Annotated in this window: 28 protein-coding genes, 1 tRNA gene and 1 pseudogene; 1 reads left to right on the top strand and 29 read right to left on the bottom strand. The window is 65.6% G+C overall.

Annotated features, from left to right (window positions below; all coding sequences use genetic code 11):
- Positions 1-7: 7 nt before the first annotated feature.
- Positions 8-925 carry an alpha/beta hydrolase gene (locus tag IWC96_RS01355; protein WP_196838220.1) on the top strand — a complete coding sequence of 306 codons (918 nt, stop codon included), beginning with the start codon at positions 8-10 and terminating at the stop codon, positions 923-925.
- A 6-nt stretch (positions 926-931) separates the two neighbouring features.
- Here IWC96_RS01355 and IWC96_RS01350 read toward each other — a convergent pair whose 3' ends face one another.
- The 29 genes and pseudogenes from IWC96_RS01350 to tuf form a co-directional block, all read right to left on the bottom strand.
- Positions 932-1495, bottom strand: a complete 564-nt coding sequence (locus IWC96_RS01350; RefSeq protein WP_021698695.1) for an adenylate kinase — start codon at positions 1493-1495, stop codon at positions 932-934.
- 21 nt (positions 1496-1516) lie between these two features.
- A complete protein-coding gene (secY, locus tag IWC96_RS01345; protein ID WP_021698696.1) occupies positions 1517-2878 on the bottom strand; it encodes a preprotein translocase subunit SecY in 1362 nt (453 codons plus the stop codon).
- Positions 2879-3010: 132 nt separating this feature from the next.
- Positions 3011-3538, bottom strand: a complete 528-nt coding sequence (gene rplO, locus IWC96_RS01340; protein WP_196838219.1) for a 50S ribosomal protein L15 — start codon at positions 3536-3538, stop codon at positions 3011-3013.
- A 171-nt stretch (positions 3539-3709) separates the two neighbouring features.
- Entirely contained in the window at positions 3710-3904 is a 195-nt protein-coding gene (rpmD, locus tag IWC96_RS01335; protein ID WP_021698699.1) for a 50S ribosomal protein L30, read from the bottom strand.
- A gap of 3 nt (positions 3905-3907) precedes the next feature.
- Entirely contained in the window at positions 3908-4516 is a 609-nt protein-coding gene (rpsE, locus tag IWC96_RS01330; RefSeq protein ID WP_196838218.1) for a 30S ribosomal protein S5, read from the bottom strand.
- A gap of 11 nt (positions 4517-4527) precedes the next feature.
- Positions 4528-4890, bottom strand: coding sequence for a 50S ribosomal protein L18 (gene rplR / locus IWC96_RS01325; protein ID WP_021698487.1), 363 nt, complete (start codon positions 4888-4890; stop codon positions 4528-4530).
- Between the two features lie 3 nt (positions 4891-4893).
- Positions 4894-5427 carry a 50S ribosomal protein L6 gene (rplF, locus tag IWC96_RS01320; RefSeq protein WP_021698486.1) on the bottom strand — a complete coding sequence of 178 codons (534 nt, stop codon included), beginning with the start codon at positions 5425-5427 and terminating at the stop codon, positions 4894-4896.
- Between the two features lies 1 nt (position 5428).
- Positions 5429-5827, bottom strand: coding sequence for a 30S ribosomal protein S8 (rpsH, locus tag IWC96_RS01315; RefSeq protein WP_021698485.1), 399 nt, complete (start codon positions 5825-5827; stop codon positions 5429-5431).
- 15 nt (positions 5828-5842) lie between these two features.
- On the bottom strand, positions 5843-6148 hold the full coding sequence (gene rpsN, locus IWC96_RS01310) for a 30S ribosomal protein S14 (RefSeq protein WP_021698484.1): 306 nt from the start codon (positions 6146-6148) through the stop codon (positions 5843-5845).
- A 22-nt stretch (positions 6149-6170) separates the two neighbouring features.
- Positions 6171-6731 (bottom strand): 50S ribosomal protein L5, encoded by a 561-nt coding sequence (gene rplE, locus IWC96_RS01305; RefSeq protein ID WP_021698483.1) that lies wholly within the window; start codon positions 6729-6731, stop codon positions 6171-6173.
- Positions 6731-7039: a 50S ribosomal protein L24 gene (gene rplX / locus IWC96_RS01300; protein WP_021698482.1), complete on the bottom strand. Its 309-nt coding sequence runs from the start codon at positions 7037-7039 to the stop codon at positions 6731-6733. Before rplX ends, rplE begins: the two co-directional genes overlap by 1 nt.
- 1 nt (position 7040) lies before the next feature.
- Positions 7041-7409, bottom strand: coding sequence for a 50S ribosomal protein L14 (gene rplN, locus IWC96_RS01295; RefSeq protein ID WP_021698481.1), 369 nt, complete (start codon positions 7407-7409; stop codon positions 7041-7043).
- Positions 7410-7427: 18 nt separating this feature from the next.
- Positions 7428-7676 carry a 30S ribosomal protein S17 gene (rpsQ, locus tag IWC96_RS01290; protein WP_021698480.1) on the bottom strand — a complete coding sequence of 83 codons (249 nt, stop codon included), beginning with the start codon at positions 7674-7676 and terminating at the stop codon, positions 7428-7430.
- Positions 7677-7686: 10 nt separating this feature from the next.
- Complete coding sequence (rpmC, locus tag IWC96_RS01285; RefSeq protein ID WP_021698479.1) at positions 7687-7884, bottom strand: 50S ribosomal protein L29; 198 nt, start codon at positions 7882-7884, stop codon at positions 7687-7689.
- Complete coding sequence (gene rplP, locus IWC96_RS01280; protein ID WP_021698478.1) at positions 7881-8321, bottom strand: 50S ribosomal protein L16; 441 nt, start codon at positions 8319-8321, stop codon at positions 7881-7883. The genes rpmC and rplP overlap by 4 nt, the downstream gene beginning before the upstream one ends.
- Positions 8322-8324: 3 nt before the next feature.
- A complete protein-coding gene (rpsC, locus tag IWC96_RS01275) occupies positions 8325-9077 on the bottom strand; it encodes a 30S ribosomal protein S3 (protein WP_021698477.1) in 753 nt (250 codons plus the stop codon).
- On the bottom strand, positions 9077-9457 hold the full coding sequence (gene rplV / locus IWC96_RS01270) for a 50S ribosomal protein L22 (RefSeq protein ID WP_021698476.1): 381 nt from the start codon (positions 9455-9457) through the stop codon (positions 9077-9079). The genes rpsC and rplV overlap by 1 nt, the downstream gene beginning before the upstream one ends.
- A gap of 3 nt (positions 9458-9460) precedes the next feature.
- Positions 9461-9739, bottom strand: a complete 279-nt coding sequence (gene rpsS, locus IWC96_RS01265; RefSeq protein ID WP_021698475.1) for a 30S ribosomal protein S19 — start codon at positions 9737-9739, stop codon at positions 9461-9463.
- A 1-nt stretch (position 9740) separates the two neighbouring features.
- Positions 9741-10577 carry a 50S ribosomal protein L2 gene (gene rplB, locus IWC96_RS01260; protein ID WP_196838217.1) on the bottom strand — a complete coding sequence of 279 codons (837 nt, stop codon included), beginning with the start codon at positions 10575-10577 and terminating at the stop codon, positions 9741-9743.
- Between the two features lie 4 nt (positions 10578-10581).
- Positions 10582-10887 carry a 50S ribosomal protein L23 gene (locus IWC96_RS01255; RefSeq protein ID WP_021698473.1) on the bottom strand — a complete coding sequence of 102 codons (306 nt, stop codon included), beginning with the start codon at positions 10885-10887 and terminating at the stop codon, positions 10582-10584.
- Entirely contained in the window at positions 10887-11525 is a 639-nt protein-coding gene (gene rplD, locus IWC96_RS01250) for a 50S ribosomal protein L4 (protein ID WP_021698472.1), read from the bottom strand. The genes IWC96_RS01255 and rplD overlap by 1 nt, the downstream gene beginning before the upstream one ends.
- On the bottom strand, positions 11522-12280 hold the full coding sequence (rplC, locus tag IWC96_RS01245) for a 50S ribosomal protein L3 (RefSeq protein ID WP_021698471.1): 759 nt from the start codon (positions 12278-12280) through the stop codon (positions 11522-11524). Before rplC ends, rplD begins: the two co-directional genes overlap by 4 nt.
- A gap of 22 nt (positions 12281-12302) precedes the next feature.
- Complete coding sequence (gene rpsJ, locus IWC96_RS01240; RefSeq protein WP_021698470.1) at positions 12303-12608, bottom strand: 30S ribosomal protein S10; 306 nt, start codon at positions 12606-12608, stop codon at positions 12303-12305.
- A 348-nt stretch (positions 12609-12956) separates the two neighbouring features.
- Complete coding sequence (locus tag IWC96_RS01235; protein ID WP_021698469.1) at positions 12957-13925, bottom strand: GIN domain-containing protein; 969 nt, start codon at positions 13923-13925, stop codon at positions 12957-12959.
- Between the two features lie 273 nt (positions 13926-14198).
- Complete coding sequence (gene nusG / locus IWC96_RS01230; RefSeq protein WP_021698468.1) at positions 14199-14777, bottom strand: transcription termination/antitermination protein NusG; 579 nt, start codon at positions 14775-14777, stop codon at positions 14199-14201.
- A gap of 22 nt (positions 14778-14799) precedes the next feature.
- Complete coding sequence (gene secE, locus IWC96_RS01225; RefSeq protein ID WP_306302036.1) at positions 14800-15021, bottom strand: preprotein translocase subunit SecE; 222 nt, start codon at positions 15019-15021, stop codon at positions 14800-14802.
- 149 nt (positions 15022-15170) lie between these two features.
- Positions 15171-15246: transfer RNA gene (locus tag IWC96_RS01220), tRNA-Trp, on the bottom strand.
- 122 nt (positions 15247-15368) lie between these two features.
- A complete protein-coding gene (locus tag IWC96_RS01215) occupies positions 15369-16706 on the bottom strand; it encodes a hemolysin family protein (protein WP_021698466.1) in 1338 nt (445 codons plus the stop codon).
- A 539-nt stretch (positions 16707-17245) separates the two neighbouring features.
- Positions 17246-17408: pseudogene (gene tuf, locus IWC96_RS01210) on the bottom strand (elongation factor Tu); the annotation flags it as partial.

Here is a 17408-nt window from a genome sequence, read left to right as displayed (position 1 = left end):
GACCTTCATGCTCAGCGCCATCGCCCTCGCCGCCCTGATCCAGTCCGCTCCGGCATCTGAGGACATCGTCATCCCCTCCGAGCCCGCGCCCCTGCACGGCACCCTGCTGACGCCTGTCGACGCGCGCGCAGCCGCGGTGCTGATCCCCGGCTCAGGCCCCACGGACCGCGACGGCAATCAGATGCCCGCCATTCAGGCGGCGACCCTGCGCCTGATGGCCGAGGCCCTGGCCGACGACGGGATCGCCACCGTGCGCATCGACAAGCGCGGGGTGGGCGCCAGCGCGATGGCGGCCCTGTCCGAAGACGCCCTGCGGTTCGACCATATGGCGGAAGACGCCCGCGCTTGGGCCGCTGAACTGGCGCAAAGGACCGGGCGGGACTGTGTCTGGCTGATGGGCCACAGCGAGGGCGGGCTGGTGGCCCAGGTGGCGGCGGCGGACAATCCGCAGGTCTGCGGCGTGGTCCTGCTGGCGTCAGCCGGACGTCCCGCCGCGGACATCCTGCGGGAACAGCTGGCCGCCCTGCCCCAACCGCTGAACGATCAGGCAATGGACGGTCTTTCGGAAATGGAGGCCGGGCGTACCGTCGAGACCATCCCCGGGCTGGAGGCGCTGTTCCGCCCGTCCGTCCAGCCCTACCTGATTTCGTGGTTCCGGCATGACCCGCGCGCGCTCGCCGCCGCCTGGGACCGGCCCATGCTGATCGTCCACGCCACGCGCGATATTCAGGTGAACGCAGCGGACGCCGACGCCCTGGCGACCGCCCAGCCGAACGCCGCGCGGCTCGATCTTGAAGGCGTCAATCATGTGCTGAAGGCCGCGCCCGAAGACCGGGCGGGCAACATCGCCGTCTACGCCGATCCCGACGCCCCGCTGGCCGAGGGCCTGGCGGATGCGGTGGCGGCGTTCATTCTGGGGAACTGACGCCGGTCAGGCGTCGAGGACGGCGTCCAGGGCGGTGGCGACCTCGTCGATGCCGCCCATGCCGTCGATCTCCACCAGCTTGCCCTTGCCCTCGTAGTAGGGGAGCAGCGGCGCGGTCTGGCGGTTGTAGACGCCCAGACGCTCCTTGAAGGTCTCGGGATTGTCGTCGGCCCGGCCCTGTTCGGCGAAGCGCTTGGCGATGCGGTCGATCAGGGCCGCGTCATCCACCTTGAGACGGATCACCTTGTCGATGCCGCTGCCCCGCTCGGCCAGCATGGCGTCCAGCGCCTCGGCCTGGGCCACGGTGCGGGGGAAGCCGTCGAAGATCGCGCCGCCAGCGGCGTCAGCCTCGGGCAGGCGTTCCTTGATCAGGGCGATGACGATCTCATCCGTGACCAGGTCGCCGCGGGCCAGCACGTCCTTGACGGTCTGGCCCAGCTCGGAGCCCGAGGCGATGGCCGCGCGCAGCATGTCGCCGGTGGACAGCTGGACCATGCCCCGCTGCTCGACCAGCCGCTTGGCCTGGGTGCCCTTGCCCGCCGCAGGCGGTCCAAACAGGATGATGTTCACGTCTCAGCCCTCCCCGGCCGTTTACTTGCGGCCGGGCGACAGGGCCCCGCGTCCGCGCAGCTTGGCCTTCTTGATGAGGCCTTCGTACTGGTGAGCCAGCAGGTGCGACTGGATCTGGGCCACCGTATCCATGGACACCACCACCACGATCAGCAGCGAGGTGCCGCCGAAATAGCCGAGGCTGGCGAAGCGGGTGATCATGAACTCCGGCAGCAGACAGACGGCGGTGATGTAGGCCGCGCCGATGGTGGTCAGGCGGGTCAGCACATAGTCCAGATACTCCGCCGTGCGCTTGCCCGGACGGATGCCCGGCAGGAAGCCGCCGTACTTGCGCAGGTTCTCGGCGGTGTCCTCCGGATTGAAGGTGATGGAGGTGTAGAAGAAGCAGAAGAAGATGATCAGGGCGCCGTAGAACACCATGAACACGGGCTGGCCGTGCTGCATCTGGCCCACGATCCACTGCATCCACGGGGCCATGTTGGCGCTCGGCGCCATGGCCGCCACCGTGGTCGGCAGCATCAGCAGCGACGAGGCGAAGATGGCCGGGATCACGCCGGCGGTGTTGACCTTCAGCGGCAGGAACGAGGTTTCGCCGCCCACCATGCGGTTGCCCTGCTGACGCTTGGGATACTGGATCAGCAGACGACGCTGGGCGCGCTCCATGAACACGATGAAGACGATGACCGCGATGGACAGAACGGTGATGAACAGCAGGGCGAAGGCCGAGATCTGACCCTCCTGGGCGAGGCCCAGCAGGCGCCCGATGGCGCTGGGCAGAACCGCCACGATGCCGGCGAAGATGATCAGGCTGATGCCGTTGCCGACGCCGCGCGCCGTCACCTGCTCACCCAGCCACATCAGGAACATGGTGCCGCCGGTCAGGGTCACGACCGTGGTCAGCACGAAGAACGCGCCCGGTTGGTCGACCATGCCCTGCGAGTTCTGCAGGCCGACGGCGATGCCGAAGGACTGGGCGATGGCCAGAACGACCGTCAGGTAACGGGTGTACTGGTTCAGCTGCTTGCGGCCCGCCTCGCCGCCTTCCTTCTTCAGCTTCTCCCAGGGGCCGTAAACGGATCCCATGAGCTGAACGATGATCGACGCCGAGATGTAGGGCATCACGTTCAGGGCGAAGACGGCCATCCGCTCCACCGCGCCGCCCGAGAACATGTTGAACATGTCCAGGATGCCGCGCTGCTGGTCCGGGTTTCCGAAGAAATCCAGGAACGCCTGCGAGTTGATGCCCGGGATCGGGATGTAGGTGCCGATGCGGTACACGATCAGCGCCATCAGGGTGAACAGGAGGCGCTTGTGCAGCTCCTTCGCGCGGGCGAAGGAGCCGATGTTCATGTTCGCTGCGAGTTGTTCGGCGGCCGAAGCCATATTGTGTGTCCCCCGAGGACGCTGACGGTTCGACGTCAGATAGGTGAAAAGCGGCCCCCATGCGAGGGCCGCCTTTGTCTAATCGTCATCGCGGACCTGGCGCGCGGCGCAAAGCCGCGATGACGACCGGTCTCAGGCCTTGGGCTTGCCGCGCGCGGCGTTGCGCTTGTCGACCCGCGCCTTGGCGGCTTCCTCGGCGGCGATGCGCTGTTCGACGACCGAACCGCCCGCCGCTTCGATGGCCTTTTTGGCGCCGGCCGAGGCCGACCACACGACCAGGTTCAGCTTGGCCTTCAATTCGCCGGTGCCCAGAACGCGCACGCCGTCGCGGGTGCGGCGCAGAACGCCGGCGGCGACCAGGGCCTCGCCGTTGATCTCGGCCTTGGCGTCCAGCTTGCCGGCGTCCACGGCGTCCTGCAGACGCCACAGGTTCACTTCGGCCAGCTTCAGCGCGTTCGGATTGTTGAAGCCGCGCTTGGGCATGCGCATGTACAGGGGCATCTGGCCGCCTTCGAAGCCGCCGATGGCGACGCCCGAACGGGACTTCTGGCCCTTGACGCCGCGTCCAGCGGTCTTGCCCTTGCCCGAACCGGGGCCGCGGCCGACACGCATGCGCTTCTTGTGGGCGCCTTCATTGTCACGGATTTCGTTCAGTTTCATGTGCCTGATCCTTTCGGGTTCTCGCGCCTGACAAAGCCAGACTCGGCGTTTGGGATGGTTCTAGGTTCTAGGTTCTAGGTTCTAGGTTCTGGGTTCTGGGTTCTAGGTTCTGGGGGAAGAAAGACTCTGTGCCTCTCGCTTTCCCAGTCCCTAGAACCTGGTCCCTGAAACCTACTTCTCGACCACTTCCACCATGTGGGCGACCTTGGCGATCATGCCGCGCACCGAAGGAGTGTCCTCCAGCGTGGACTCGCGGCCCATGCGGTTCAGGCCCAGGCCCGCCAGGGTGGCGCGCTGGTCGTTCTTGCGGCGGATCGGGCTTCCGATCTGACGCACGGTGACGGTGTTCTTGTCCTTGGCGGCCATCTATCAGCCCTCCACGGCTTCGGGCGCCGAGGCGCCGTCGTTGCGGCGACCCAGCAGATCCGAGACCTTCTTGCCGCGCTTGGACGCGACCTGACGGGGGGACGACTGGACCTTCAGCGCTTCGAACGTCGCGCGGATCATGTTGTAGGGGTTGGAGGAGCCGGTGGACTTGCCCACCACGTCCTGCACACCCAGGGTCTCGAGAACGGCGCGCATCGGGCCGCCCGCGATGATGCCGGTGCCGGGAGGCGCCGCGCGGACCATGATCTTGCCGGCGCCCCAACGGCCGTTGCCGTCGTGGTGCAGGGTGCGGTTCTCGCGCAGCGGAACGCGGATCATCGTCTTCTTGGCTTCTTCCGTCGCCTTGCGGATGGCTTCCGGCACTTCACGCGCCTTGCCATGACCGAAGCCGACCCGGCCCTTGCCGTCGCCCACCACCATCAGGGCGGCGAACGAGAAACGACGACCGCCTTTGACGGTCGCGGCCACACGGTTGATGTGGACCAGCTTTTCAACGATGTCGCTGTCCGGGCCGTCGGCCTGGGGAGCGTTGCGGTTGTCACGACGATTGCGATCGTTGCCGCCGCCGCCGCGTTGGGGTTGGTGCGCCATGCTGCGGTTCCTTAGAAGTTCAGGCCGGCTTCACGCGCGGCTTCCGCCAGCGCCTTCACCCGACCGTGATAGATATAGCCGCCGCGGTCGAAGACCACGTCCTTGACGCCCTTTTCGATGGCGCGCTCGGCGATGAGCTTGCCGATGCGGGTCGCGGCGTCCACGTCCGAGCCCTTGTGCTTCTTGCCCTTCTCGCCTTCCAGCGAGGAGGCCGAAGCCACCGTGACGCCCTTGGCGTCGTCGATGATCTGGGCCGAGATGTTCTTGTCCGAACGGTGGACCGACAGGCGCAGACGGCCGTTGGCCACCGCCTTGAGGCGACGACGGGTGCGCTCGGTGCGGCGCTTCGCGGTTTGGATAGAAGAGAGAGCCATGACTTACTTCTTCTTGCCTTCCTTACGACGGACCTTTTCGCCCGCGTAACGGATGCCCTTGCCCTTGTAGGGCTCGGGCGGACGGAGCTTGCGGATCACCGCCGCGATCTGACCCACCGACTGCTTGTCGGAGCCCGAGATCTTGATCTCGGTCTGCTTGGGCGTGGCGAAGGTGATGCCGGCGGGCGGGGCGATGTCCACGTCGTGGCTCAGGCCCAGCTGCAGCGACAGCGACTGACCCTTCATGGCGGCGCGGTAGCCCACGCCGACCAGTTCCAGGGTCTCCTCGAAGCCGTCGGTCACGCCGATCACCATGTTGGCGACCAGGGTGCGCGAAAGGCCCCACATGGAGCGAGCCCGCTGGGTGTCCGAACGCGGGGTCAGCGAGAGCTCGTCGCCCTCGTGCTTGACCTCGATGTCCTCGACCACGGTCCAGGTCGCTTCGCCCTTGGGCCCCTTCACCGAAACGGTCTGGCCGTTCAGGGTCAGGGTCACGCCCTTGGGCACGGAGATGGTTTTCTTGCCGATGCGGGACATATCAATACACCTTGCAGAGGACTTCGCCGCCCACGTTGGCCTCGCGGGCCGCCGTGTCGGACATGACGCCCTTCGAGGTGGACAGGATCGAGATGCCCAGGCCGTTCTTGACCGGCTTCAGGTCGCCGATGGCCGAATAGACCCGACGGCCCGGCTTGGACACGCGGCTGATCTCCGCGATGACCGGCTGGTCATCGAAGTACTTCAGCTCGATCTCGAACTGCGGGAACTCGCCGGGGTTCTGAACCAGCGAATAGCCGCGGATGTAGCCCTCGTCCTGCAGCACGTCCAGGACGCGCTGGCGCAAGCGGGAAGCCGGGGTGAGCACCTTGGAACGCTTGCGCATGGCGGCGTTCCGGATGCGGGCGATCATGTCGCTCAGGGGATCGTTGATCATCATGTCTGTTCGCTCCCCTTACCAGCTGGACTTGGTCATGCCGGGGATCTGCCCCAGCGATGCGAGTTCGCGCAATGCGATACGGCTCATCTTGAGCTTGCGGTAGTAGGCGCGCGGACGGCCCGTGACCTCGCAGCGGTTGCGGATGCGAACGGCGGCCGAGTTGCGCGGCAGCTTGGCGAGCTTGAGGCGAGCCTCGAAGCGCTCTTCCAGCGGCTTTGCCTCGTCGTTGGCGATCGCCTTGAGCGCGGCGCGCTTCTCGGCGTATTGCGCGACGAGCTTCTTGACGCGTTCGTTGCGATTGACGGCGGATTTCTTAGCCATATCGGTTCTTTTCCCTTCCCGCTCAGTTCGTCACGAACGGGAACTTGAACTCGGTGAGGAGAGCCTTGGCTTCCTCATCGGTCTTGGCCGTGGTGCAGACGACAATGTCCATGCCCCACATCTGGTCGATCTGGTCGTAGTTGATCTCCGGGAACACGATGTGCTCGCGAAGGCCGGTGGCGTAGTTGCCGCGACCATCGAAGGAGGTGCCCTTCAGGCCCCGGAAATCCTTCACGCGCGGCAGGGCCACGGTGATGAACCGGTCCAGGAACTCGTACATGCGGTCGCCGCGCAGGGTGACCTTGCCGCCGATGACCATGCCTTCGCGCAGCTTGAAGCCGGCGATGGAGTTGCGGGCCTTGGTCGGGACCGCCTTCTGGCCGGCGATCATGGTCAGATCCTTGAGGGCCGCGTTGGCCTTCTTGGAGTCCGCCACCGCTTCGCCGATGCCCATGTTCAGGACGATCTTGTCCAGACGGGGCGTCTGCATGGCGTTGGTGTAGCCGAATTTCTCGGTCATCAGGGCCTTGATGCGGTCCTGATAGTCGGCCTTCAGCCGGGGGGTGTACTTTTCGGTGGCCATCAGATGACGTCTCCGGTCGTCTTGGCGAAGCGGACCTTCTGGTCCTTCTCCACCTTGAAGCCCACGCGGGTCGCCTTGCCGTTGGCGTCGGCGATCGCGACGTTCGACAGGTGAAGCGAGGCTTCCTTGTGCTTGATGCCGCCGTTCGGGTCAGCCTGGGTCGGGCGCGTGTGGCGCTGGACCATGTTGACGCCCTGGACGACGACGCGGTTCTCGGACGGCAGCACCTTGACCACCTGGCCCGTGCGGCCCTTGTCCTTGCCGGTCAGGACGATCACGTTGTCGCCCTTCTTGATCTTGGCGGCCATGTTACAGGACCTCCGGAGCCAGCGAGATGATCTTCATGTGGTTCTTGGCGCGCAGTTCGCGAGGAACCGGGCCGAAGATCCGCGTGCCGACCGGCTCGTTCTGCTTGTTGACGATGACAGCGGCGGACTTGTCGAAGCGGATCACCGATCCGTCCTTGCGCTGGATGTCCTTGGCGGTGCGCACGACGATGGCGCGCACGACGTCGCCCTTCTTCACGCGGCCGCGCGGAATGGCTTCCTTGACGGAAGCGACGATCGTGTCGCCCACCGAGGCGTAGCGGCGCTTGGAGCCGCCCAACACCTTGATGCACATGACCCGGCGAGCGCCCGAATTGTCGGCCACCTCCAGGTTAGTTTGCATCTGGATCATGGGATCCGATCCTTCTTCTTAACTGGCCGAGGCCTGGGTGTCGGAGACGACTTCCCAGCGCTTCAGCTTGGACTTCGGGGCGCACTCGGCGATGCGGACGATTTCGCCTTCCTTGGCGACGTTCGCTTCGTCGTGAGCGTGGTACTTCTTGGACAGGCGCACCGTCTTCTTCAGAAGCGGGTGCAGAATGGTGCGGTTGACGCGGACCACCACGGTCTTGTCGCCCTTGTCGGACACGACCACGCCTTCGAGAATACGCTTGGGCATCTTCGTTTCCTTAAGCGGCCGCCTGCTTCTCGCGCAGAAGCGACGAGACGCGGGCGATGTCCTTGCGGACTTCATTGACGCGGTGCGTCTTCTCAAGCTGGCCGGTGGCCGCCTGGAAGCGCAGGTTGAACTGTTCCTTCTTGAGCTTGATCAGCTCGTCGGACAGCTGGTCCGGGGTCAGGCCCCGCAGATCGGCGATCTTGGTCATGCCGCTTGCTCCGAGTGGGCGATGCCGGCGTCAAGGCGGGTGACCACCTTGGTGCGGATCGGCAGCTTGGCGGCGCCGAGGCGCAGCGCCTCGCGGGCCACGTCGTCCGGCACGCCGTCGATTTCAAACATCACGCGGCCGGGAGCCACGCGGGCGGCCCAGTGATCCACCGCGCCCTTGCCCTTGCCCATGCGGACTTCGGCGGGCTTGCCGGAGACCGGCACGTCCGGGAAGATGCGGATCCACACACGGCCCTGGCGCTTCATCTGGCGGGTGATCGCGCGGCGGGCCGCCTCGATCTGACGCGCGGTGATGCGCTCGGGCTCCATGGCCTTCAGGCCGTAGGAGCCGAAGTTCAGCGCGAAGCCGCCCTTCGAGGAGCCGTGGATGCGGCCCTTGAACGCCTTGCGGTACTTGGTCTTTTTGGGTTGCAGCATGACTTAGCTCTCACGTCCCCGGTCACGGCGCGGACCGCGATCACCGCGGGGGCCACGCTCGCGGCCTTCATTCGACGACGGGCCGGAAGCTTCCTGGGCCCAGCGCTTGTCCTGCGCCATCGGGTCGTGCTCCAGCACCTCGCCCTTGAAGACCCACACCTTCACACCGATGATGCCGTAGGTCGTCTTGGCCTGGATGAAGCCGTAGTCGATGTCGGCGCGCAGGGTGTGCAGCGGCACACGGCCTTCGCGATACCATTCCATCCGCGCGATTTCCGCGCCGCCCAGACGGCCCGACACATTGATCCGGACGCCCTTGGCGCCCAGACGCATGGCGGACTGCATCGCGCGCTTCATGGCGCGACGGAAGGCGATCCGGCGCTCCAGCTGCTGGGCGATGTTCTCGGCGATCAGCTGGGCGTCGGTCTCGGGCTTGCGGACCTCGACGATGTTCAGGTGAACTTCGCCCTCGGTCATCGCCGCGATGTCCTTGCGCAGCTTCTCGATGTCGGCGCCCTTCTTGCCGATCACGACACCCGGACGGGCGGCGTAGATCGTCACGCGGCACTTCTTGTGCGGACGCTCGATGATGATGCGCGAGACCCCGGCGCCCGACAGGCGGCCCTTCAGGTATTCACGCAGCTTCAGGTCCTGATGCAGCAGGCGCGCATAGTCGCGGTCGCCGGCGAACCAGCGGCTGTCCCAGGTGCGGTTGATGCCCAGTCGGAAGCCGACCGGATTGATTTTCTGTCCCATCAGGCGGCCTCGCCGGCTTCACGGACCACGATGGTGATCTCGCTGAACGGTTTCAGGATGCGCGACGAGCGACCGCGAGCGCGGCTCGCGAAACGCTTCATCACCATGTTCTTGCCCACGAAAGCCTCGGCGACGACCAGGTTGTCGATGTCGAGGTTGTGGTTGTTCTCGGCGTTGGACACGGCCGAGTACAGCGCCTTGCGGACGTCGGTCGAGATGCGCTTGCGGCTGAATTCCAGCTCGTTCAGCGCCTTCTGGACCGGCAGGCCGCGGATCGACTGCGCGACAAGGTTCAGCTTCTGAGGGCTGATGCGCACGTTGACCAGCTTGGCGCGGGCTTCGGCGGCGCCGACACGGCGCGGATTGGAGGACTTGCCCATGGCTTACTTCCTCTTGGCCTTCTTGTCCGCCGCGTGACCCGGAAAGCTCCGGGTCGGGGCGAACTCGCCGAACTTCATGCCGACCATGTCCTCGGACACGTGCACAGGGATGTGCTTCTGCCCGTTGTGGACACCGAAGGTCAGGCCGACGAACTGCGGCAGGATGGTGGAGCGGCGCGACCAGGTCTTGATCACGTCCTTGCGGCCCGAGGTCTGGACCGTTTCGGCTTTCTTGAGGAGATACCCGTCGACAAACGGGCCTTTCCAGGACGAGCGGGCCATATCAGCGAGCCTTCTTCACGTGGCGGCTACGGATGATGAACTTGTCCGTGGCCTTGTTCTTGCGGGTGCGGGCGCCCTTGGTGTCCTTGCCCCACGGGGTGACCGGGTTCCGGCCGCCCGAGGTGCGACCCTCACCACCACCGTGCGGGTGGTCGATCGGGTTCATGGCGACGCCGCGAACGTGCGGGCGCCAGCCCATGTGACGCTTGCGGCCCGCCTTGCCCAGGTTCTGGTTCATGTGGTCCGGGTTGGACACGGCGCCGATGGTGGCCATGCAGCCGTCCAGGACCATGCGCAGCTCGCCCGAACCCAGACGGATCTGGGCGTAGCCCTGGTCGCGGCCGACCAGCTGGGCGTAGGCGCCGGCCGAACGGGCCAGCTGGGCGCCCTTGCCCGGCTTCATCTCCACATTGTGGATGATGGTGCCGACCGGGATCGAGCGCAGCGGGGCGGCGTTGCCCGGCTTCACGTCGACCTTGTCGCCGGCGATGATCTGGTCACCGGCCTTCAGGCGCTGCGGCGCGATAATGTAGGTCTTCTCGCCGTCGGCGTAGTTCACCAGGGCGATGAAGGCGGTGCGGTTCGGGTCGTACTCAAGACGCTCGACCGTACCGACCACATCGAACTTGCGACGCTTGAAGTCGATCTTGCGGTACAGCTTCTTGGCGCCGCCGCCGCGGAAGCGGACGGCGATGCGACCACCCTGCCCGCGGCCGCCTGATTTGCTCAGGCCCTCGGTCAGGGACTTTTCCGGGCGGCCTTTGTGCAGCTCGGAACGGTCGACCAGCACCAGGGCGCGGCGGCCCGGGGACGTCGGATTGAAATGCTTCAGAGCCATCGGTTCAGAGCCCCGTGGTGACGTCGATTGACTGGCCGTCGGCCAGCGTCACGATCGCTTTCTTGATGTCGTTCCGACGGCCCTTGATGCCGCGGAACCGCTTGGTCTTGCCCTTTTGAACCAGGGTGTTGACCTTGACGACGTTGACCTTGAACAGGCTCTCGACCGCAGCGGCGATCTCGTCCTTGGTGGCGTTCTCCGCGACCTTGAACACGACCTTATTCTGCTCGGAGAGCAGGGTCGTCTTCTCGGTGATCAGCGGCGCCAGGATCGTGTCGTAATGACGGGCGGTGGGTTGAGCGGCAGCCATTATGCGGCCTCCTTCTCGGAGAAGCGGGCCTCGATCGCCTCGACGGCGGCCTTGGTCAGCACCAGCTTGTTCGCGCGCAGGATGTCATAGACGTTCAGGCCGGCGTTCGGCAGCACGTCGATGTGCGGGATGTTGCGGGCGGCCAGGCCGAACCCGGTATCCACTTCCGGACCAGCGATGATCAGCGCCTTGTCCCAGCCCAGCTTGCCGAAGGTGGCGCGCAGGGCCGAGGTCTTGGCTTCCTTGACCGTCAGGTCCGACACCACCACCAGCTCGCCGGCCTTGGCCTTGGAGCTCAGGGCGTGGCGCAGGGCCAGGGCCCGGACCTTCTTGGGCAGCGAGAAGCCGTGATCGCGAACGATCGGGCCGAAGGCGCGCGAACCACCCACGAACTGGGGCGCACGACGCGAACCGTGACGAGCGCCGCCGGTTCCCTTCTGCTTGTACATCTTCTTGCCGGTGCGGCTGTTCTCGTTGCGGGTCTGGACCTTGTGGGTGCCGGCGCGGCGCTTGGCCAGCTGCCAGTTCACCACACGGGCCAGAAGGTCGCCGCGGATGTCCTCGATGCCGAACACAGCGTCGTTCAGCTCGATGTCGCCGGCCTTCTTGCCGTCGAGATTGGTTACAGCGATTTTCATTGCTCTTCACCGCCTTCGGAGGCTTCAGCCGCCACGGCTTCGTCGGCCGGCTTGTCAGCGGGCTGCGAAGCGGCTTCGGCGCCGGCCTTCTTGAACGCGCCGGGGAACGGCAGGTCGGCCTGGTTCTTCTTGTTGGCGTCGCGGACCTTCACATAGGCGCCGTCGTGGCCGGGCACAGCGCCCTTGACCAGGATCAGGCCGCGCTCGGTGTCGATGCGGACGATGGTGAGGTTCTGCTGGGTGACAGTTTCCTGACCCAGGTGACCGGCCATCTTCTTGCCCTTGAAGACCTTGCCCGGATCCTGACGCTGGCCGGTCGAACCGTGCGAACGGTGCGACACGGACACACCGTGGGACGCGCGCAGGCCGCCGAAGTTCCAGCGCTTCATGGCGCCGGCGAAGCCCTTGCCGATGGTCAGGCCCTGGATGTCCACCTTCTGACCGGCCACGAAGTGGTCGGCCGTGAATTCGGCGCCCACGTCGATCAGCGCGTCTTCCGACACGCGGAACTCGGTCACATACCGCTTCGGCTCGACTTCGGCCTTGGCGAAGACAGCTCGTTGAGCCTGGTTGGTTCTCTTCGCCTTCCTGGAGCCGGCGCCCAGTTGAAGCGCGACGTAACCGTCACGCTCCTGGGTGCGCTGGCCAACGACCTGACAGCCATCAAGCTGCAGAACGGTGACCGGAATGTGCGCGCCGTCTTCAGCGAAGACGCGCGTCATTCCCAGCTTCTTGGCGATCACGCCCGTACGCATGTCGGATCCCGCCTCTTCTCTCTTAAATCTTGATTTCGACGTCCACGCCGGCGGACAGGTCGAGCTTCATGAGCGCGTCCACGGTCTGCGGGGTGGGGTCGACGATGTCGAGCACGCGCTTGTGCGTGCGGATTTCAAACTGCTCGCGCGACTTCTTGTCGACGTGCGGCGAGCGGTTGACGGTGAATTTCTCGATCAGAGTCGGCAGCGGAATCGGGCCGCGAACAGTCGCGCCGGTACGCTTGGCCGTGTTGACGATTTCGCGCGTGGAATGGTCCAGGACGCGATGATCGAAGGCCTTCAGCCTGATGCGGATGCTTTGATCCATATCGGTTGTTTTTCCTACAGCGGTCGGTGGACCGCGTCCCTGTGAACCATTTCAAAGACCGGAGCCTTTGGGTCTTTCGACCCTCAGGGTACGCACGTCCGCAAAAACGATCGGCCCACGCAGGAACCTGCGAAGGCCGGTGAACTCCTGGGCACTGTAAAGAACAGGGTCTCAGGTCGTTCCTGCGGGCCGCGTCTGCACCCGGGGGTGCACAGCCGGTCCAACAAGAGTGGGGGCTTATGACGGTTGATTCCGCTTTCGTCAAGCGGAGTGGAGCCGGAAAAGCCGGAAAGACGAAAGGGCCCCGCGGACCGGCCGCGAGGCCCTCGCCTCAATGCTCGCCCGGCCTTATTCGCCGATGCGGATGTCGCCAGAGCCGACGATGCTGCGATTGACGCTGCCGGTGGCCTCGGCCACCCGCACATCGCCCGAACCCGCGATTGAGGCGCTCACGTCGCCCGCCCGGCCGTTGAAGACTACATCACCGGACCCGACGATCGAGACGTCCAGCGACCTGACCTCGCCGCCGTCAACGCGAACGTCTCCCGACCCGGCGATGGACACATCCATCGCATCGCCCTGCACACGGCCGATGCGCAGGTTGCCGGAGCCGGCCACGGCCACGTCCGTCGAGGCCGTGGCCGCCAAGGTCACGTTGCCCGACCCTGTGATGGCGATGTCGGCGTCGCCGGTAGCTCCGGCGCTGACATCGCCCGATCCGGCCACCGCCAGGTCCAGGGTACGCGACGTTCCCGCCCGGATCGTGCCCGACCCTGAGTTGCTGATGTCCAGGTCGCCGTCGGTGTTGGCCACGGTCCAGTCGCCGCAGCCGCGGTTGCCCAGTTCGATGCTGCTGGCGCCCCGGCCGATGGAGCCGAACACCGCCCCGCCGGAGCCGCCCCGGACGATGCCGAGCAGGCGGCTGCGACCGCCCGAGCGGCCGGCGTCCACGTCCACGTCGCGCGGGGTGCGGACCACCACCAGGGGCGCGTCGCTGACATTGATGGTTCCGTGGCCGCGCACCTCGACCCGGGCGCCCTCGCCCGGCTGGCGCGCGTTGGCGGGACCGGAGGTGCAGTTGCGCACCGCGCTGCCCGACAGACCGCCGTCGATGATGATGTCCGAGCCCCGGCGCGTCACCGTCAGGCGGTCCAAAGTGGATGATCCGTGTTCGATCTCCACGGCGATGTCGGTGCGGTCCTCGGGGATCACCACCACGCGGGCGACGGCGTCACGGATCTCCACCTCGCCGGCATGAGCGACCCCTGCGAGGGCGAGGGCGGCGGTGGCGGCGGCGACCAGATAGGCGGGTTTCATGGCTTGGTTCTCCCTGTCGTGTTGACAGGAATTCGCCACAAAGCCCGCGGGAAGTCATTTTAAATCGAGGTCATGAACCCTGTGTCATGAAACCCTCTCCCACTGGGAGAGGGCTGCGCGCAGCGGCTTGCGAAGCAAGGCGCTCCTTCGCGCGCAGGGTGAGGGTCGGGTGTTTAGACGCTTACGGGACGGCCCTCATCCCCCGCGCCAGAACGAAGCCGCCTCGCGGCTTCGTGCGCGGGTTCCCCTTCTCCCATTGGGAGAAGGAACGGATCAGTTCGCGACCTTCTCCACCTGATTGTATTCCAGGTCCACCGGGGTGGGACGACCGAAGATGGACACGGCCACGCGAAGACGCGCGCGCTCCTCGTCCACGCTCTCCACCGCGCCGTCGAAGCTGGCGAACGGACCGTCGATGACCTTGACGGTCTCGCCGATGTCGAAGCGGATGGTGGGCTTGGGACGCTCCACGCCCTCCTCCACGGCGCCGATGATGCGCTCGACTTCCTTGTCCGAGACCGGCAGCGGACGCGTGCCGCCCTGGGAGCCCAGGAAGCCGGTCACCTTCGGCGTGTTCTTGACCAGGTGATAGGCCTCGTCGCTCAGCTCCATCTTCACCAGCACATAGCCGGGGAAGAATTTGCGCTCGGAGTTCACCTTCCGGCCGCGACGGATCTCGACCACGTCCTCGGTCGGCACCAGGATTTCGGAGAAATTCTCTTCCAGACCCTGCTGGCGAGCCTGGTCGCGCAGATGCTGCGCCACCTTCTTCTCGAAGTTGGAGTGGGCGTGGACAATGTACCACTTGTGCCGGGGATTGCTCGGCTTGGTTTCGGGCGCCGCATCGGTCACGTGCGCGTCTCCTTGTTTGTTTTTATCGGCCGAAGGAAATGATCTGCTGGAAGACCCAGCCCAGGCCGAAGTCCACCACCCAGAAGAACAGGGCGGCGATCATCACCAGGATCAGGACCATCACCGAGGTGATCCAGGTCTCCTTGCGGCTGGGCCAGGTGATCTTGCGGGCTTCGGCGCGCACCTGCGACAGGAACTGGGCCGGCGAGGTCTTCTTCCTGGGCGCCGGAGCGTCCACGGTCACGGTCTGACCCGCGCCTGTCGCCGCCGTCTGCGTCCTGTTTCCTCCGCGGCGTCCGCCGGGAGTTTTCGCCTTGGCCATCTGTTCGTCTCTAACGCTTCAAAGGTGTCTGGATCGCCAGATGGGGAAGGTCCCATGTCGCGACAACGGGGTGGCAGGAGTTGAGGGACTCGAACCCACGACCCCCGGTTTTGGAGACCGGTGCTCTACCAGCTGAGCTAAACTCCTATGGCCCCGGACAAAGAACAGCGCGCCGGAAGGGCGGACCCCACGGCGCGCAAGGCCTTCGCCAGACCGGGGGCTATGCCCCACGACGCGCCGCATTTCAAGCGGGGATGCGCTTCCGCCCGTCAATCCTGCTCTTCTGCCGCCTCTCGCGCCGCCCGCTCTTCTTCCTTGTGGATCAACTGGGTGAAAAGCAGCTTGTCGATACGGCGGTCATCCATGTCCACGACCTCGACCTCGAAGCGGCCCAGTTGCAGAATCTCGCCCTCGTTCGGCACCCGGGACAGTTTGTGCAGCACCAGGCCGGCCACGGTGTGGAAGCCGTCCGTCTCGCCGAACTCCTCGCCCAGTTCGTCGGCCAGTTCGTCGATGTCGGTGCGTCCGTCCACCAGCCAGCTGCCGTCATCGCGCTTGATGATGTCGGCGTTGACCTCGTCGTGGCTCTCGTTGAAGTCGCCGGCGATCATCTCCAGCAGGTCGGTGGCGGTGACCACCCCTTCGAAGGCGCCGTACTCGTCCACCACGAAGGCCATGTGGACCTTGGAGCCCTTCAGGATCTCCAGCGCCTTCAGCACCGAGGTGGACTGGGGAATGAAGGCCGGCTCGGCCACCAGCTTCTCGATGTTGAACTCGCCGTTGTCGAGCAGGCTGTCCAGCAGGTCCTTCTTGTGGACCACGCCGATGGGGTTATCCACGTCGCTCTCGCGGGCCACCACGATGCGCGAATAGGGGCAGGTGCGGATCTCGTCGCGCAACTGCTTTTCGGTGTCGTCCAGGGCGATCCAGAACACTTCCGGCCGCGGCGTCATGGCCACGCGGATGGGGCGGTCGCCCAGACGCAGGATCTCCTCGATCATCAGCTGCTCTTCCGGCTCGATCAGGCCGGCCGAGGTGCCTTCCGCCAGGATGGTCTCCACCTCTTCCTGGGTGACGTCCGTGCCGTCCTTGTCCTTGATGCCCAGGGCCTTGAGGATGCCGGAGGTGGAGATCGTCAGCAGCATGACGAAAGGCTTGAGCACAACGGCCACGGCCGAAATGGGCGCCGCCATTCGGGACGCCACCGGCTCGGGAAAGATCAGGGCGATGCGCTTGGGCACCAGCTCGCCGACGATCACCGAGACATAGGTGATGCACACCACCACCAGGCCCGTGGCGACCACCTCCGACCATGCCGCGGCCGCGGGGAAGGTCGCTTCCAGGAAGGTGTTGATCTCGCCGGCGATGGTGGCCTGGCCATAGGCGCCCGCCAGGATGCCGATGAGGGTGATGCCCACCTGGACGGACGACAGGAACTGGGTCGGCTCCTCCGACAGCTTGAGGGCCTTGCGCGCGCCTCTGTCGCCCCGCTCGGCGCGGGCCTGAAGTCTGGATTTCCGGGAGGACACGACCGCGAGCTCGGTCATGGCGAAAAGCCCGTTCAGCACGATCAGGAGCAGAACGACGGCAATGGCTATGAGCAACATTTAGGGGTTTTGGAACCCGGAGACGCGGCGCGATCAGCGGCTGCCGCATAGGCACATTAGGCGATAGGCGCGAGTTTCGCCACGGTTTCCTCTTGGAAAAGGCCGGGGCGGCGCCCTCGTCAGACGCTCATGCCGATGACGACGCCGATGAACAGCCCGATCCTGATCGCACGCAACATGGTTTCCAGATCCTTAACGTCCGTTTCCGAACGTAGAGACCAGCCCATGGGTTGCAGCAACCACCCTCGCCCCGAGGTTGCGGATTAACCGCAAGATTCACCTGATCCTTCTCCCTGTGGGAGAAGGGGGAACCCGCGCACGAAGGCGCGTCAGCGGCTTCGTTCTGGCGTGGGGGATGAGGGGCGGACGCTCAAGCCGGAAACGCCCGACCCTCACCCTGCGCGCTGAAGAAGCGGTCTGCTTCGCATCCCGCTGCGCGCAGCCCTCTCCCATCGGGAGAGGGAAGTTTATGCCGGACAGCAAAACGGCCCCGGAGTTTCCTCCGGGGCCGCTCTGTATTCAGATCGCAAGAACCGAGCTTACTCGGTGATCTTGGCAACCACGCCGGCGCCGACGGTGCGGCCGCCTTCGCGGATGGCGAAGCGGAGCTTCTCTTCCATGGCGATCGGGGTGATCAGCTCGACGTTCAGCTCGGCGTTGTCGCCGGGCATGATCATCTCGACACCTTCCTTCAGGTGCACG

It is taken from the genome of Brevundimonas sp. BAL450 (assembly GCF_015767455.1).
In the GTDB taxonomy this organism is placed as follows: domain Bacteria; phylum Pseudomonadota; class Alphaproteobacteria; order Caulobacterales; family Caulobacteraceae; genus Brevundimonas; species Brevundimonas abyssalis.
The sequence above is the reverse complement of the archived record's forward strand: the minus strand, read 5'-3'. Positions and strand labels throughout refer to the sequence as shown.